This window comes from Rhizobium sp. CF142 (genome assembly GCF_000281145.1).
Classification (GTDB): Bacteria; Pseudomonadota; Alphaproteobacteria; order Rhizobiales; family Rhizobiaceae; genus Rhizobium.
Map to the genome: position 1 here is coordinate 1 of NZ_AJWE01000035.1, position 15499 is coordinate 15499.

The window sequence follows — 15499 nt, forward strand, 5'->3', positions numbered from 1 at the left end:
AAGCCGCCGAGCGGCGGGCCGACGATCGGGCCGATCAGCGCCGGCACCAAGAGCCAGGCCATGGCGCTGACCATATCCTTGCGGTCGACGCTGCGCATCAGCACCAGACGGCCGACGGGCATCATCATGGCACCGCCAATGCCCTGCAACAGGCGGGCAAGCACGAGGAACGGCAAGGTCGGCGCGAAGGCACAGAGGATGGAGCCGACCACGAAAACCGCGATCGCAGAGCGGAAGACGGTGCGCGAGCCGAAACTGTCCGCCATGCGGCCGCTGGCGGGAATGAAGATCGCGAGGCTCAGCAGATAGGAGGTCAGGGCGATCGACATGGCCGGGGCATCGACGCCGAAATCGCGCGCCATCGTCGGCAGCGCGGTCGCCAGCACGGTTGCGTCGACATTTTCCATGAGCATGGCACTCGCGACAATCATCGCGATCACCCGGAAATTGGGTGCTGCGCGCCGAACCATCGGCGCATGATAAATCTGATCCGACATCGTCAGGGATCACTCGCAAAGGCGCAGCGGAGCACACGGGGCGACAGGGCCGCGGGGATGACATGGCAAAACTGCCAAGAGGAGATGATTTTGCTATACGCCTGCAATCATGGCGGCGCTATGTCTTTTATGGCACATCTGCTTTGCCGGGAGGTAAAGGCAGATCACTATTCCTTGCACTTTTTTGGCCTTCGTGAAGGGAATGGTTTCGGGCCAAAATCGGCTTGCGTGACCGCACCTGCGGCCCTACCTATTAGTCATGACCGCCGCCCTGCAGAAAAAACGGCCGGATACGGCCTTCGGCTTCGACAACAGCTATGTGCGGTTGCCGCAGCGCTTCTTCGCCACGCAAGTGCCGACACAGGTGGCGGAGCCCTGGCTGATCAAGCTCAACGAACCGCTCGCCAAAGAGCTCGGGCTCGATGTCGATATTTTGAAGCGCGACGGCGCTGCGATCTTTTCCGGCAATCTCGTGCCCGAAGGCGCCGAACCGCTGGCCATGGCCTATGCCGGCCACCAGTTCGGCCAGTTCGTGCCGCTGCTCGGCGACGGGCGGGCGATCCTGCTCGGCGAAGTGATCGACCGCAACGGCCAGCGCCGCGACATTCAGCTCAAGGGTGCGGGACAGACGCCCTTTTCCCGCCGGGGTGACGGGCGGGCGGCGCTTGGCCCAGTCTTGCGCGAATATATCATCAGCGAGGCGATGTTTGCGCTCGGCATTCCCGCCACCAGGGCGCTTGCCGCCGTGCTGACAGGCGAAGGCGTGCGGCGTGAGGAGATATTGCCAGGCGCCGTCTTCACGCGTGTCGCAGCAAGCCATATCCGCGTCGGCACCTTCCAGTATCTTGCCGCTGCTGGTGACGAGGATGGCATCAAGGCGCTCGCCGATCATGTCATCGAACGGCACTATCCCGAGCTAAAGGCGGCGGAGAATCCTTATCTCGCGCTTTACGAATCTGTCTGCGACCGGCAGGCGGCGCTGATCGCGCGCTGGCTGCAGGTCGGCTTCATCCATGGTGTGATGAATACCGACAATATGACGATCTCGGGCGAGACAATCGATTTCGGTCCCTGCGCCTTCATGGATATCTACGATCCGATGCAGGTCTTCTCGTCGATCGACCAGCACGGGCGCTATGCCTATGCCAATCAGCCGGGTATCGGGCAATGGAACCTGGCGCGGCTCGGCGAAGCGCTGCTGCCGCTGATCGATGCCGACAAGGACAAGGCGATCGAGCATGCCAATGCCATCATCAAAGCCTATGGCGAGCGCTTCCACGCCTTCTGGCTGCAAGGCATGCGCGGCAAGATCGGCCTGACGTCAACCGAAGACGGCGATCTGGAACTCATCCAGTCGTTACTGGCGCTGATGCAGGCTGAGAGCGCGGATTTCACGCTGACCTTCCGGCGGCTTTCAATTCTGGCAGGCGATGAGACGGCTGAGGCTGCTTTCGCCTCGGCCTTCCGGGAGCCGGCTGCCACTGCAGGATGGCTGGCGAGCTGGCGCGAACGGCTTTCAGGCGATCCGCAGACTCCCAGTGATCGGGCTGCCGCGATGAAGCAGGTCAACCCGGCCTTCATTCCGCGCAACCATCGGGTCGAGCAGGCGATCGAGGCGGCCGTTCAGGACGGCGATTTCTCGCTGTTCGAGGCACTGCTGACAGTTCTTTCGCACCCCTATGACGAGCAGCCGGCATTTGCGGCCTATATGGACCCGCCGAAACCGGAAGAGCGGGTGCTACAGACCTTCTGCGGAACCTGATTTCAGACAACCCATATTAACTGGAGATAGTGATGACTGACCTTCTCGATATTCCGGTCAAGACCGTTCAGGGGCGCGAGACGACGCTCAACGAATATCGCGGCCAGGTGCTGCTCATCGTCAACGTCGCCTCAAAATGCGGCCTGACGGTGCAATATGAAGGGCTTGAAAAGCTCTATGCCGACAAGCGCGAGAGAGGCTTCGTCATCGCCGGCTTCCCGGCCAATGACTTCAAGGGCCAGGAGCCGGGCACGGACGCGGAAATCCTCGATTTTTGCACTAGCACCTTCGGCGTCGATTTCCCGATGTACTCCAAGATTTCCGTCAAGGGGCCGGACAAACATCCGCTCTATAAGAACCTGACCAGCTCCAACGTGGAAACGACCGGCGAAGGACCGATGCGCGAACGGCTGAAGGGCGCCGGTCTTGCCTCCGACGACACCGAAATCCTCTGGAACTTCGAAAAGTTCCTCGTCGGCCGCGACGGCAAGGTCGTTGCCCGTTTCGCCCCCGACGTGACGGCTGACGACAACCGCCTCGTCTCGGCGATCGACCGCGAGCTTGCAAAAGTCTGACACGACGACCGCAACCGCGGCCAATTGTGGCGGTTGAAAGGTGAGCCTCCCGCTCTATCTGTCTGATCGGCGTATATTTTTCGCCATTCTCCGATCCGGCTAACCAGCGGGAGACTGCCTTATGGCAATCGTCATTACCTCCATCCTCTTCATCATTTTCGGACTGGCGCTGGGCACCGGCGGGCTCTGGCTCGTCACGCTCGGCGGCAGCGTCTTCTATCTCTTCGCGGGGCTGATGTTCCTGCTGACGGCAGGCCTGCTTCTCATGCGCAAGGCGGTGGCGCTCTGGGTCTATGCGGTGCTCGCGGTCGTTGCGCTCGCCTGGGCGACCTGGGAGGTGGGGTTCGACTGGTGGCAGCTCGGTCCACGCGGTGGCCTCATCATCCTCTTCGGGCTCTGGCTGCTGACGCCCTGGATCCGCCGGCCGCTCGGATTTCGCAGCCCGACTGGCACCTATTACGGCGCCAATCCCTGGCCGCTCGCCATTCCGGTCATTGCCGCCATCATCGTCGCTGCCTATTCGATGACGACGGATCCGCATGACCTCGCGGGCGATCTGCCGATACAGACGGTTGCCACAACGCCCGCCTTCGGCGGCAATGTGCCCGATGGCGAATGGCACCAATATGGCCGCACGCCCTACGGCCAACGCTATTCGCCGCTCGACCAGATCACCGTGCAGAATGTCTCCACCCTGAAAGAGGCCTGGCGCTACCAGACCGGCGACGTGAAGCGGCCTGACGATGTCGGGGAAACGACCTATCAGGTGACGCCACTGAAGGTGGGCGACACGCTCTATCTCTGCACGCCGCACAACTGGGCGATCGCGCTCGATGCCAGGAACGGCCAGCAGAAATGGAAATATGACGCAAATTCCGGCATGAACCCGGACCGGCAGCACCAGACCTGCCGGGGTGTCACCTATTACAGCGATGAGGCGATACCTGCCGGCCAGCCCTGCAAGGAGCGCGTCTACCTGCCGACTTCGGATGCGCGGCTGATCGCGCTCGATGCGACCAACGGACAAGTGTGTACAAGCTTTGCAGAACAAGGCGTGCTGCAGATGCAGACCGGCATGCAATACAATCCGGCGGGATATTATTACTCCACCTCGCCGCCAGTCGCCGTCGCGGGAAAGATCATCATCGGCGGGGCGGTCAACGACAATTATTCGACGAAGGAACAGTCCGGCGTCATTCGCGCCTATGACATCAACAGCGGAGCGCTGTTGTGGAACTGGGATTCCGGCAATCCGAACCAGACGACGCCGCTGCCGGAGGGCCAGCATTACACGACGAATTCACCGAACAGCTGGTCGGTCTTCAGCGTCGATGAACAGCTCGGTATGGTCTATATCCCGCTCGGCAATCAGGTGCCGGACCAGCTCGGCATGAACCGCAGCGCCGACGTCGAGAAGTTCTCCTCTTCCGTCGTGGCGCTCGACATCAATACAGGCCAGCTGCGCTGGGTGCAGCAATTCGTCCACCACGATCTCTGGGACATGGACGTCCCTGCCCAGCCGGTGCTGGTCGATCTGACGAAACAGGACGGAACGGCGGTGCCGGCGCTGGTGGCATCCACCAAGCAGGGCGATATCTACGTGCTCGACCGGCGCACCGGCCAGCCGATCATTCCCTTCAAGGAAATCCCGGCGCCTGACGGGGCGATCCCGGAGGATCACACGGCGCCGACGCAGCCAATCTCCGATCTCACCTTCTCCCCGGAGCCACTGCAGGAAAAAGATATGTGGGGTGTCTCGCTGTTCGACCAGCTTGCCTGCCGCATCGAATTCCACCGCTACAAATATGAGGGCCGCTATACGCCGCCGTCGCTGCAGGGGACCATCGTCTATCCCGGCAATTTCGGCACCTTCAACTGGGGCTCTGTCGCTGTTGACCCCGAGCGGCAGGTGATGTTCGGCATGCCGACCTATCTCGCCTTCACCTCGCGCCTGGTGCCGGCCGCCGATATTCCGCCACGCGGCCAGGATGAGAAGGGAAGCGAACAGGGCCTCAACCGCAATGACGGCGCGCCCTACGGTGTGTTCATGGGTCCGTTCCTCGGGCCGCTGCAGATCCCCTGCCAGGCGCCGCCATGGGGCTATGTCGCCGGTGTGGATCTCCGGACCGGTCGCATCGCCTATATGCACAAGAACGGCACGGTGCACGACATGACGCCGCTGCCCCTTCCCTTCAAGGTTGGCGTGCCCGGCATTGGCGGGCCGATGGTGACCAAGGGCGGCATCGCCTTCCTGGGTGCTGCCGTCGACAACTATCTGCGCGCCTATGACGTGACGAACGGACGCCAGCTCTGGGAAGCCCGGCTTCCGGCCGGCGGACAGGCAACGCCGATGACCTATACGACCGATGACAACAAGCAATATGTCGTCATGGTCGCCGGCGGGCATGGTTCTGTTGGCACCAAGCCGGGCGATTATGTGATCGCCTACACGCTGCCGTAGCAACACAAAAGGAAGACACAAGTTCCGAGCAGGCTTGCCCGGTCATATTGCTACCGGTTTTTCAGGGGGATTTTTCATGGAAATCGGTAGCAACCTCTCAATTTACTCCGGCCTCGGCTCGCTCTTCGAGCAGGGCAAATCCAAGAACAAGCAGACCGAGGAATTTGGCGGCAGTACGCGCAACCAGTCCGGTGCCGGCCTGCAGCCGAGCACGACCCCGCCGTCCATCGCCAATACGATGTGGGCGGTGCAGGCCGGCAACGAGACCTACATCAACCAGCCCTCCGATGCAGAAATGGAAGCCAAGGCAGCACATAAGAGCCTGGTCGACGAATTCTCCGACTGGAGCAGCATGACGCCGGAAGAATTCATCCGCGCCCGCTATCTGGCAGCCCATAATCTCACCGAAGACGATCTGAAGGCGATGCCTGCCGACGAGCGCGCGGCGATCGAGAAGGAAATCGCCGAGCAGATCAAGCGTGAGCTCGCAGGCATTGAGAATGACGGAACCGAGACGACAGACGACGCTCCCGCCGCCTGAAGCTGGAACACCAGCCGAGATGCGGCGGGGAGCACTCTTCGCCGCATTTCTACTCCGGCAGCCCCGCCATTCGAAGAGCTTCGATATATCGGTTACGGTCGTCCGGTCGCCGAAACGGCGGCAGAATATCGGCAAGATTCGAAAGCCGGAGTGCAGGATCCAACTGGCACAATCGAGCGATCGTTCCCTGCGCTTCCGCAGTTCGCCCGCTCATGACCTGACCGGCCGCCATCACGCGCATCGCGCTCGGATAGTTCGGCTGGTGGCGTAACGATCTTGCCGCCCAGGCGGCGGCATCTTCGTAATGTCCGGCGCAGAAATGAGCCAGCCCGGTGTTGAACTGCCAGGCAAACAGACGCGGATCCAAAGGGCTCAGGCGCATGGCGAGGGCTGCATGTTCGATGGCCTTGTCCGGCTCGCCCAAGCAGGCTTTCACCCAGCTGCTGGTGCCCAAGGCAGCGGCGAGATTCGGGTTGAGGAAGAGCGCGCGATCGATACAGGCCGCGCTATCATCGAGATCGCCGCCGACATAGCCGAGGACATATCCACCATAGGAGAGTGCAACCGCATCGTCCCAGCCGAGTTCGACCGCTCTTCTCGCCAGTCGGGTCGCTTCGGCAATCTCCTCGGCGGGATTGGCCATCCAGCCATTGCTCTTTCTGGTCGCGTAGCATCGCGCCGCCCGGGCATAAGCTATGGCGAACTCCGGGTCGCGCTCGATCGCCTTCATGAACAGCCGCAAGGCCTCGTCGGTGACCGATCTGTTGGTGATCGTCCGGTCGAAGGCCGCCAGCCCGCGCAGATAATAGTCGTAAGCGTCAAGGCTTTCCGTCGGCTTGCGTTTGGCGCGCTCGATCTCCGCCTCTTCTACTTTCGGCGTTATTGCACCAACGATACTTGAGGCCACCAGATCCTGAAGATCGAATATATTTGCCAGCGTCCCATCAAAACGGTCTGCCCAAAGGTGTGCACCCGTCGACGTGTCGATGAGTTGTCCGGCAATACGAAGCCGGTCACCCGTCCGGCGCACACTTCCCTAGACCACATAGCGCACGTTCAACTCGCGCCCTACCTGCTTGATGTCAACGGCCTGCCCCTTGTAGGTGAAGCTCGAATTCCGCGCGATGACGTAGAGATGGCGGAATTGAGCGAGGGCGATCGTGATATCCTCCACGATGCCATCGGCAAAATATTCCTGCTCCGGATCGCCGCTCAAATTCTGAAATGGCAATACCGCAACCGATGGCCGATCGTGATACTTCGTCGGGCCTGAGACGACCTGCGTCTGCGGGACGACTTCAGGCCCCGGTGCGGTCTGTTGGTATTCCGGTCGCTGCCGCGACTGCAGCGAGACGGCCAGGGAGGACGTCTCCGCTTCAGGTTCGGCGCCGAGATGCTTCCTTACGAGAGCCCGGCAGGCCTCGAACTGGCGCATGGCTGCGTTCTCGTGCCCCCGGAGAATGTGGATCCGCATTAGCGCCCGATGGGCGGCCTCCGCTGTCGGGTCCGAGGCGAGCAACCTCTCGGCAAGCCCTTCGCAGGCTGGCTCTTCCGCGGAGCCCGGATCGGAGAGCGCGAGGCTCAACAGCTCCACGAGCTGCAGCGCCTTGCGCCGATACGTGCTCTGGTAAGGTCCGAACCACTCATCCAGCCCGTCCGGAATGGACTCGCCTGCAAGTACCTCACCGCGGTAGAGGTCCGCAGCAAAGGCAAGATCAGCGGTTCCGCCCGCCTCCAGCTTCCGGTCGAAGATCGAAATGTCGGCTTCGTCCAAGCCGCCAATCAGTACGACTGTCTCCTGATCCCCATCGATGTAGACAGGGGCTTCGCTGCTCGCCGGAAACGCCCGCCTGATATCGACCAGCGCCTGCCGCAAGCTATTGCGGGCCTGCTCATTGCTTCGTCCCGGCCAGAAGGCTTCGGAAAGCAGTTCCCTGCGACAACCGCGACGGCCTGCAAGGACCAGGGCAGCAAAAAGAAGCGACGTCTTGCGCATGGCGAAGCGTACTTGCCGGTCTTCCGCGGAGGTAACTTCGAGGCCGCCTAGCAACCTGATACGCACAGAAAGTCTCCAGATTTGGATCGCCGCCGCAGAATAGCATTTGGGAAGACGGATTTAACACCGATTTAGCGGCGGCTTGTCGAAGTTTTCTTGGCCGTTCACGCTCAGCCCAACGGCCCGAAAACACCCGCATGGCACATTCCCACTCACACATCTCACAAAGGAGACTGGGAAATGGCTCACACGGAAACTCACGCTGCCGTTGGCGCGCCGATAAAACAGGTGTCCGAGTACACGGTGAACAGCATCACAATGTTGGCCGCTGCCGTGAGGCAGTGGCGTAGGGTCGTCGCGAGACGGAAAGTGCTGGCAGACCTGACGCCTGATCAACTGAGAGATATCGGTCAACCAGAGATCAATCGCCCGGTGCTGGAAATCAAAGCAGGCCTGATGACGAACTTGATGTCGATGCGGTAGTGAGCAAATTCAATTGCGTCGCTGCGACGAAACAATGGCGGCTCAGCTCCGAACGAGCAGCGGCTCTTTCCCGTTTCAGACCATCTCGGTAATCATCTTGCCGATTTCGGCGAAGACGGGATTGAATTCATCCATCTTGACCATCGTTTCCGCCATGTAGACGGCGGCGACGATCGGGCCGCGCTTCGGCGGCCAGATGATGGCGATATCACCGGCCGAACCGTTGTCGCCTGTTCCAGTCTTGTCGCCGATCTTCCAATCGCTGGGCAGGCCTGCGCGCAGGCGCGCGCCGCCCGTCGTGTTTGCAATCATCCAGTCGACCAGCTGATTTGCAGAGGTTTCCGCCAGAACCGAGCCGAGAGCAATATTACCGAGCGAATCGAGCATTGCATCCGGCGTCGTTGTGTCACGCGGATCGCCCTTCGCGGCCTCGTTCAGTGCGGTTTCCATGCGGTCGAGCCTTGTCGTGCCGTCGCCGATCGAGCGCAGCCAATCGGTGAGTGCAGCCGGGCCGCCGAAGCTCTCCAGCATGAGGTTGCCGGCGGTGTTGTCGCTCAGCGTGATGCCGGCCTTGCAGATCTCGGCCATCGTCATCCCGTCGCCGCCCGCATGCTTTTCGGTCTCGGGGGAATAGGTGACGAGCTTTTCCTTGCCGTAGGTGACGCGCCGGTCGAGGCTCTCATCGCCCTTGTCGACACGGGCAAGAACGAGGCCGGCGGCCAGAACCTTGAAGGTGCTGCACATGGCGAAGGGCTCGCTGCCGCGATAGCCGAAGGAAACATTCGTGTCGCTGTCGAGAACGGAGACCCCGAGACGCCCGCCGATGCGCGCTTCAAGTGCCGCAAGCCGCTTGTCGATATCGTCGTTCTGTTGCTCAGCACGCACGAGAGGGGCAAAGCCCAACGCAGGCAGCAGCAAGGCGGAGCCCAGGAAGCTGCGGCGGGTAAGGCTGTGATTCATGAAGACCTCCGGGGAATCAGGATCACAGGCGTAAGGCTCGATTGCGGCGGCATCTCGGCTTTTTAGCGGGATCAGGCGGCGCGCGTGACTTCCACAGTCACATGCGACAACTCGTCCAGGCTCGAAAGCCTCTCCTTGTAGAAGGCGGTGTCGCGCGACTGCGGCGTCAGCACCGCAACGATCGCAGCATGATGGCCGGGACCAACCTGCCAGACATGTAGATCGGTAATGCGGTCGCCATCGCCTTCGATCACATCACGGATTTCATCCGGCAGCGTTTCACCCTCCGAGAGCACATCGAGCAGAACAGCCCCGGAGGATTTCAGCAGCCCCCAGGACCACTGAGCGATGATAAGAGCGCCGACGATGCCCATCAGCGGATCGAGCCAGAGCCAGCCATAGAGGCTGCCGAAGGTGAGTGCGGCAATGGCGAGCACCGAGGTCAGTGCGTCGGCGACGACGTGCATATAGGCAGAGCGAATATTGTTATCCGCATGACCATGGTGGCCATGATCGTGGCCGTGGTGGTGATCATGATGATGGTCATGCCCGTGCCCATCATGGTGGCCGCCGCTACCGCTCAACATCCAGGCACTGACGAGATTGACGGCAAGGCCGATGATGGCGACGGCAATCGCCTGGCCGAAGCTGATCGGCACGGGCGATGTGATGCGCAGGAAACTTTCCCAGCCCATCAGCAGGGCAATCATCGCCAGAATGATAGCGCTCGCAAAACCGGCGAGATCGCCGAGCTTGCCTGTGCCGAAAGTGAAGCGCGGGTTGCGGGCCTGCTTGCGGGCGAAGAGATAGGCGAGCGCAGAAATGAGCAGCGCGCTGGCATGGGTGGACATGTGCCAGCCATCGGCCACCAGGGCCATCGAGCCGTAAATGGTGCCGGCGCCAATCTCGACCACCATCATGACTGCCGTCAGAGCGATCACAAGCCAGATGCTGCGTTCGTTGCGGGCATGGTCCTGCCCCAGGAAGACATGCTCATGTCCGTAGCTATTCGTTCCGGCACTCATTGCCAGCTCCTTATCGATATCGATCCGGCTCAGCGGATATAGGTTCGCAATACTTCGGATATTTCCTCGACCGCCTCCGCCCTCGCCTTCTCGTCGGCGGCATGCAGCACATGTTCGTGCAGATGGTCGTCCAGCACTTCGCCCGTGAGCCCCGTCAGCGCGCCGCGCACGGAGGCCAGAAGCTGGAGGATCTCGCCACAGGGACGCTCGCCCTCGAGCGCACGTTCGACTGCCTCGAGTTGCCCACGGATGCGGCTGACACGAGCGATGAGCTTCTTCTTCTGATGGGTCGTATGGGACATAATGGTCTCTAATGTAGGATAGGGGGGTACACTATATTGACTTCTCAAAAAGGAAAAGCGGCAATGCAATGCAGAATCCCTCAGCAGATTGCGCCGTGATACATGGCCATTGACAAACGCCCGGATTGGGCGGATTGATGGCCACATGATCAAGAACGCGCACCATAACCGCTCGTATTTTTGGCTGTACCTGTAAAGGGCGGCCGAGACAGATCATAATGTCAACAAGCCGCCGTCAGGCGGCTTTGTTGTATCAGCAGCGTCCTGGCGGCATAAACTCAAAAAGGACGCGAAGACCATGCTTGAAATCGAAGACAGTGAAATATCGCTCGTGCGACCGCCGGTCGTGACGATCCGCGCCGCCAAACCCCGCGACATATCCGAACTCCACGAGATGATCGGCTTGCTTGCCGCCCATCACGGCGACATCTCGGGTTCGACACCTGAACAGCTTGAACGCGATCTCTTCGGCCCGACGCCGTGGATTTCGGCTCTCGTCGCCGACGGTAGCGACGGGCTGATCGGCTACGCCATCCTCGTTCCACTCTACAGGGCGCAGGAAGGCAAGCGCGGCATGGATCTGCATCACCTTTTCGTACGCGACGGCCATCGCGGCCATGGCACAGGCCAGCTTCTCGTCGATCGCGCCCGGGAAACCGCGCGCATTGCGGGCTGCGATTACCTCTCCGTCAGCGCTGCCACCGGCAATCTCAAGGCTCACCGTTTCTACGAACAGATGGACTTCACCCCTCGCCCGGTCACCGGCATGCGCTATATGCAGGCTCTGTCGTGAGCGGCTCCAGCCGCTCGGCCGTCTTGCAAGGGAGGAAAGCATGACCCGACTGGCGGTGGTTCTGACCGAAGGCTTCGCGGACTGGGAAGTGGGGCAGCTTGCTGCCTCCGCCCGCACCCATTTCGGTTTCGATGTGGTGACGGCAAGTCCCGGCGGCGCGGAAGTGCGTTCCATGGGCGGCATGCGAGTGGCACCCGATGCGGTAGCCGAGAACCTGCATAGCGACGCCTTCGATGCGCTGGTCATCTGCGGCGGAACGATCTGGGAGACGGAGAAGGCGCCGGACCTTTCACCCGTGATCAACGACTTCATCGCGCGCGGCAAGCTCACCGCCGCGATCTGCGGTGGGACGCTGGCGCTGGCGCGCGCTGGTGTACTGAACGATATTCCGCACACCAGCAACGCGCCCGATTTCATTGCCGGCGCCGAGGGTTATCGCGGCCAGGCGCATTATCGCGACGGGCCGCAGGCCGTGCGATCCGGCATGATTGTGACTGCGCCCGGTTCGGCGCCGATCACCTTTACAGCTGAGATCTACCGGGGGCTCGGCTTCGGCGGCGAAGAGCTGGATACCTATGTGCAGATCCTCGGCGCGGAGCATCAGCCGAAGGCGGCCTGAGCCTCGCAAAGCAGGTCGATCACCTCGCCCGTGGTGCGCACGTCGCCGAAGCTGCGATAGACCGAATAGAGCGCCATGTTGTGATCGATATCGCGCCGAGCTGCATTCGCATCGGCCAACATCACGACCCGAAAGCCGCTGGAGCAGGCATCACGGGCCGAAGATTCACAACAGATATTGGTCAGCGTGCCTGTTATGAGGACCGTATCGACGCCGCGCGATTTCAGCATGGCCGCAAGCGGCGCGCTTTCCGGATGAAAGGCGCTGTAGGAGGTCTTCTCGATCATGAGATCCCACGGCTTCGGAACAAAGTCCGGCGCAATCCGGCCGGCAATCGGCCCGCCGCCGCCCGAGGTGCGGTAAAGCTCGGCAATCGTTTCCCCGAAAAATTCGCGCGCCAGCTCCGGATGAGTCTGCCTCGGCGCCGGCACCACCCAGACAACCAGCCCGCCGCAGTCGCGCACCGCAGCAATGAGCGCCTGAATGTTTGGAACGATGCCTTCGGCATAGCTGCCTGGAGTGACGAAGAAGGGGATCATGTCGACGACGACGAGCGCAGTTCTCGCCGGCGTCAGATGGGTGAAGGCGAAACGCCGGCCGCGGCGCTCTTCCTGGCGTGCATATTCACGCGGTTCGATCTGCCAGTCGTGCCGTTTCAAGACCGTTCGTCCGTTTTTGAAGATTGAGGCCTTAGCGTATACCGAGTCGCCGTAACGGCGGTGTCTCTTTTGCCGGACTGTCCTTGCCGGCCGCCTCATGCGCAGGGCGGGTAGCCCATTGATGAAGTGCTGCCTTCACGAACAGATAGGCCGCGGCTCTTGCCTGGGCGAGATTGCCGGGATCGTCGAGACGGCTGGCGATCTTCACTTCCATAGTGGCAAGCGTATCGTCGAACCAGCGCGCAAGGACGGCATTGCGCGCGGCAAGCCGCTCCCGCATGCGGGCTATCGCGGCGTCTGTTTCCTCAAGGGTCGGGTGCTTCATTGTGGCAGTGTGGCCTGCGGCGCTTGCCCCAGGCAGACGCTACTTGCTCGGCACGGCCTTCAAATAGGCTGAGATCGCTTCGATATCAGATTGCGGCAGATGGGCGATGTTCTGCTGCACGTCGACCATCTGGCCGCCGGCCGAGTCGAAATCGGGGGTGAAGCCGGTCTGCAGGTAGTTGGTGATATCGGCCTCGCTCCAGGAGCCGACGCTCTTCGAGCCGGGCGTGATATCGGGTATGCGGCCCTTGCCTTCCGGGTTCGGCGCGCCGGCGAGCCATTGGTCGCGGACGAAGCCGCCGAGGGAATCGCGCGGGGTGTGGCACTCGCCGCAATGGCCGAGGCCTTCGACCAGATATTGGCCGCGCTTGAGCTTGTCGTCAGCATTGGCGAGCACGACGCGCGGCTGGTCGTTGAAATAGAGGAGTTTCCAACCGCCGAGCGCAAGGCGAATGTTGAAGGGGAACGGCAGTTCGTGCGGTGGCGCGACATTGCTGCTCTTCGGCAGCGTCTTCAGATAGGCGAAGAGATCGTTGACGTCCTCGTCGCTCATGCGCGTGTAGGAACCATAGGGGAAAGACGGGTAGAGATGCTGGCCGTTGGGGCCGACGCCGCGCTTCATGGCATTGCCGAACTGAGCGAGCGTCCAGCGGCCGATGCCGGCCTGCTCATCCGGGGAAATATTCGGAACATGGAAGGTGCCGAAAGGGCTTTTGAGTGCAAGGCCGCCGGCAAGGGTCAGCTTTGCATCGCCTTGCGCACCGGGGGTCGCATGACAGCTGACGCAGCCGCCGGCCCAGAAAACCTTTTCACCATTCGCGACATCAGGCGCGCCGAGATTGGCCCAATGGCTTTCCGGCAGCGGATCCGGCGCCGTCACGAAATAGAAAACTGCGCCGCCGATCACGACGACGCCGATGAGACAGAGCACAAAGCGGATGAACCTGCGGACCATGCGCCGCCTCTCCTTCTATCGATATCAAGGGCTTTCCCTGGTTCGCTGGCCCCGGTGCCAGGGAGAATAAGGCGATCCGCACCGGCGGCAAGAGCCGGTGCGGATCGCGAGATGATACGGGAATAGCTCTATCGCCTAGTCCTTCTTGATGCGATAGACCTGATGACAGCCACCGCAATTGCCGCCGACCGTGTTCAGCGCCGCGCCGACGCCGGCAGCATCAGCCGGAAGCTGGGCGAGCACGGTTTCGGCGTCGGTAGACAGCTTCGCGGCGCGTGCCTTGAAGTCATCCATGTTTTCCCAGATCTTCGGGCTTGCTTCCTCGTCGCCCGTCTCGGTGCCCGGCTTGAACTGGTCCGGGAAGGCTTTTGCCGTCGTGGCGATCGTCGTCAGTGCCGTCTTCACGGCTTCGGCATCATAGGGCTTGGTGCCCTTGGCGATGGCAGACAGCGCGCCTGCTGCGCCACCAATCTGTTTCATCATTCCAATGCGTGCGTCGTGCGTGCCGTCGGCGGCCATGACCGAACCGAGGGCAATGCCGGCGAACGCAACAGCCGCCGCTACTGTTTTCCAATTCATATTTTCTCTCCATTGTTCCACCGGCGAAGCCGGTCGAGGGCAATCTGCACCGGGATCATGACAAAATCCATGTGGCCGCATAGTCACGTTTGGCCGGATCCTCATAAAAACAATGTGATAAGAATAGGCAGGATCAGGCCGTCTTCCACCCTTGCCAGAGGCTGATCGCGGAAATGACGACCAGCAGCAGGCCGGCGAGACGGCCGATGACGGCAGTCGTGTTCGGGTTGGAAACCAGGAGATCGCGGCTGCGGCCGGCCGTCATCGCAAGCGTGCCGTAGACGGCCAGCTGAGTCAGCACAGTCATGATGCCCATGATCAGACCCTGCAGCCAGATCGGCCCATATTCGGGCTTTATGAATTGCGGATAGACGGCGAGCACGAAGATATAGGCCTTGGGATTGACGAGGCAGGTGACCGCTCCCTGCCGAAACGCCTTCCAGGTGGAACGCGCCGTGCCGGGGCCGACCGCCTCGACCTTAATCGAGCTCTTCATCAGCGAGATACCAATCCAGATCATATAGCCGACGCCGGCAAAGAGCAGCAGGTTGAAGACACCAGGCAGCATGGCGACGAGGATGCCAACGCCTGCCGCACCATAGGCCGAATGCACGGCCCCGCCGAGCATGATGCCGCTGGTGGCGGCCAACCCGCGCTTGGTGCCGCCCGTCAGCGAGTTGGCGAGCACGAAGAGCATGTCCATGCCGGGCACGATGATGATGCCGAAGAGAAGGGTGAAGTAGAGCCAGAGGCTTTCGTGGTAATCCATGTCAGTTGTCCATCCCGTATTTCTGTGCGCTTTTTCAGGAAGTGCATCAATTTCAATCCGATAGATGGCTCTATACGGGAAGCCAACTGACAGTGTATTGTCAGGAGCGTTGGAGAAAGGGCGGCAAATGCGCAAGGCCTCCAGGCTTTTCGAGATCATCCAGATATTGCGGCTGGGGAAGAAGCCGATGACCGCGGCC

Annotated in this window: 16 protein-coding genes and 2 pseudogenes; 8 read left to right on the top strand and 10 right to left on the bottom strand. The window is 61.4% G+C overall.

Annotation, left to right across the window (positions count from 1 at the left end):
- The coding region (locus PMI11_RS09770) for an MFS transporter (RefSeq protein WP_007816146.1) at positions 1-497 on the bottom strand (497 nt) is incomplete at its 3' end.
- A 259-nt stretch (positions 498-756) separates the two neighbouring features.
- On the opposite strand from PMI11_RS09770, the gene PMI11_RS09775 reads away from it, so the two are divergent.
- The 4 genes from PMI11_RS09775 (at position 757) to PMI11_RS09790 (ending at position 5836) form a co-directional block, all read left to right on the top strand.
- Positions 757-2259: a protein adenylyltransferase SelO gene (locus tag PMI11_RS09775; RefSeq protein WP_007816148.1), complete on the top strand. Its 1503-nt coding sequence runs from the start codon at positions 757-759 to the stop codon at positions 2257-2259.
- Positions 2260-2291: 32 nt separating this feature from the next.
- Positions 2292-2834 carry a glutathione peroxidase gene (locus PMI11_RS09780; protein ID WP_007816150.1) on the top strand — a complete coding sequence of 181 codons (543 nt, stop codon included), beginning with the start codon at positions 2292-2294 and terminating at the stop codon, positions 2832-2834.
- 121 nt (positions 2835-2955) lie between these two features.
- Positions 2956-5295, top strand: coding sequence for a glucose/quinate/shikimate family membrane-bound PQQ-dependent dehydrogenase (locus PMI11_RS09785; RefSeq protein ID WP_007816152.1), 2340 nt, complete (start codon positions 2956-2958; stop codon positions 5293-5295).
- Positions 5296-5371: 76 nt separating this feature from the next.
- Complete coding sequence (locus tag PMI11_RS09790; protein WP_007816153.1) at positions 5372-5836, top strand: hypothetical protein; 465 nt, start codon at positions 5372-5374, stop codon at positions 5834-5836.
- 49 nt (positions 5837-5885) lie between these two features.
- Here the strand turns inward: PMI11_RS09790 and PMI11_RS09795 are convergent.
- Positions 5886-7898 (bottom strand): annotated as a pseudogene (locus PMI11_RS09795) (BTAD domain-containing putative transcriptional regulator).
- A gap of 174 nt (positions 7899-8072) precedes the next feature.
- Between PMI11_RS09795 and PMI11_RS09800 the strand changes: the two are divergent.
- Positions 8073-8315, top strand: a complete 243-nt coding sequence (locus tag PMI11_RS09800; protein ID WP_007816158.1) for a DUF1127 domain-containing protein — start codon at positions 8073-8075, stop codon at positions 8313-8315.
- 75 nt (positions 8316-8390) lie between these two features.
- Here PMI11_RS09800 and bla read toward each other — a convergent pair whose 3' ends face one another.
- The 3 genes from bla to dmeR form a co-directional block, all read right to left on the bottom strand.
- A complete protein-coding gene (bla, locus tag PMI11_RS09805; RefSeq protein WP_007816160.1) occupies positions 8391-9275 on the bottom strand; it encodes a class A beta-lactamase in 885 nt (294 codons plus the stop codon).
- 71 nt (positions 9276-9346) lie between these two features.
- Entirely contained in the window at positions 9347-10300 is a 954-nt protein-coding gene (gene dmeF, locus PMI11_RS09810) for a CDF family Co(II)/Ni(II) efflux transporter DmeF (protein WP_007816161.1), read from the bottom strand.
- A gap of 29 nt (positions 10301-10329) precedes the next feature.
- Positions 10330-10602: a Ni(II)/Co(II)-sensing transcriptional repressor DmeR gene (gene dmeR, locus PMI11_RS09815; protein ID WP_007816163.1), complete on the bottom strand. Its 273-nt coding sequence runs from the start codon at positions 10600-10602 to the stop codon at positions 10330-10332.
- Between the two features lie 298 nt (positions 10603-10900).
- Here dmeR and PMI11_RS09820 point away from each other — a divergent pair, with 298 nt between their 5' ends.
- On the top strand, positions 10901-11395 hold the full coding sequence (locus PMI11_RS09820; RefSeq protein WP_007816164.1) for a GNAT family N-acetyltransferase: 495 nt from the start codon (positions 10901-10903) through the stop codon (positions 11393-11395).
- A 40-nt stretch (positions 11396-11435) separates the two neighbouring features.
- Positions 11436-12014: a type 1 glutamine amidotransferase family protein gene (locus PMI11_RS09825; protein WP_007816167.1), complete on the top strand. Its 579-nt coding sequence runs from the start codon at positions 11436-11438 to the stop codon at positions 12012-12014.
- Here PMI11_RS09825 and PMI11_RS09830 read toward each other — a convergent pair.
- From PMI11_RS09830 to PMI11_RS09850, 5 genes are all read right to left on the bottom strand, one after another.
- Positions 11996-12673, bottom strand: a complete 678-nt coding sequence (locus PMI11_RS09830) for an isochorismatase family cysteine hydrolase (RefSeq protein ID WP_007816169.1) — start codon at positions 12671-12673, stop codon at positions 11996-11998. The two genes, PMI11_RS09825 and PMI11_RS09830, sit on opposite strands and share 19 nt — an antisense overlap.
- Before the next feature lie 31 nt (positions 12674-12704).
- On the bottom strand, positions 12705-12998 hold the full coding sequence (locus PMI11_RS09835; RefSeq protein WP_007816171.1) for a hypothetical protein: 294 nt from the start codon (positions 12996-12998) through the stop codon (positions 12705-12707).
- 39 nt (positions 12999-13037) lie between these two features.
- Entirely contained in the window at positions 13038-13952 is a 915-nt protein-coding gene (locus PMI11_RS09840) for a cytochrome c (RefSeq protein WP_007816173.1), read from the bottom strand.
- A gap of 135 nt (positions 13953-14087) precedes the next feature.
- A complete protein-coding gene (locus PMI11_RS09845) occupies positions 14088-14531 on the bottom strand; it encodes a c-type cytochrome (RefSeq protein ID WP_007816175.1) in 444 nt (147 codons plus the stop codon).
- 133 nt (positions 14532-14664) lie between these two features.
- On the bottom strand, positions 14665-15300 hold the full coding sequence (locus PMI11_RS09850; RefSeq protein WP_007816177.1) for a LysE family translocator: 636 nt from the start codon (positions 15298-15300) through the stop codon (positions 14665-14667).
- Positions 15301-15427: 127 nt separating this feature from the next.
- Here PMI11_RS09850 and PMI11_RS37270 point away from each other — a divergent pair.
- Positions 15428-15499 (top strand): annotated as a pseudogene (locus PMI11_RS37270) (transcriptional regulator); the annotation flags it as partial.

Bases quoted from the DNA above. Each gene is read 5' to 3' on its own strand.
- PMI11_RS09775 (WP_007816148.1), top strand. From the start codon at position 757: ATGACCGCCGCCCTGCAGAAAAAACGGCCGGATACGGCCTTCGGCTTC.
- PMI11_RS09780 (WP_007816150.1), top strand. From the start codon at position 2,292: ATGACTGACCTTCTCGATATTCCGGTCAAGACCGTTCAGGGGCGCGAG.
- PMI11_RS09785 (WP_007816152.1), top strand. From the start codon at position 2,956: ATGGCAATCGTCATTACCTCCATCCTCTTCATCATTTTCGGACTGGCG.
- PMI11_RS09790 (WP_007816153.1), top strand. From the start codon at position 5,372: ATGGAAATCGGTAGCAACCTCTCAATTTACTCCGGCCTCGGCTCGCTC.
- PMI11_RS09800 (WP_007816158.1), top strand. From the start codon at position 8,073: ATGGCTCACACGGAAACTCACGCTGCCGTTGGCGCGCCGATAAAACAG.
- bla (WP_007816160.1), bottom strand. From the start codon at position 9,275: ATGAATCACAGCCTTACCCGCCGCAGCTTCCTGGGCTCCGCCTTGCTG.
- dmeF (WP_007816161.1), bottom strand. From the start codon at position 10,300: ATGAGTGCCGGAACGAATAGCTACGGACATGAGCATGTCTTCCTGGGG.
- dmeR (WP_007816163.1), bottom strand. From the start codon at position 10,602: ATGTCCCATACGACCCATCAGAAGAAGAAGCTCATCGCTCGTGTCAGC.
- PMI11_RS09820 (WP_007816164.1), top strand. From the start codon at position 10,901: ATGCTTGAAATCGAAGACAGTGAAATATCGCTCGTGCGACCGCCGGTC.
- PMI11_RS09825 (WP_007816167.1), top strand. From the start codon at position 11,436: ATGACCCGACTGGCGGTGGTTCTGACCGAAGGCTTCGCGGACTGGGAA.
- PMI11_RS09835 (WP_007816171.1), bottom strand. From the start codon at position 12,998: ATGAAGCACCCGACCCTTGAGGAAACAGACGCCGCGATAGCCCGCATG.
- PMI11_RS09840 (WP_007816173.1), bottom strand. From the start codon at position 13,952: ATGGTCCGCAGGTTCATCCGCTTTGTGCTCTGTCTCATCGGCGTCGTC.
- PMI11_RS09845 (WP_007816175.1), bottom strand. From the start codon at position 14,531: ATGAATTGGAAAACAGTAGCGGCGGCTGTTGCGTTCGCCGGCATTGCC.
- PMI11_RS09850 (WP_007816177.1), bottom strand. From the start codon at position 15,300: ATGGATTACCACGAAAGCCTCTGGCTCTACTTCACCCTTCTCTTCGGC.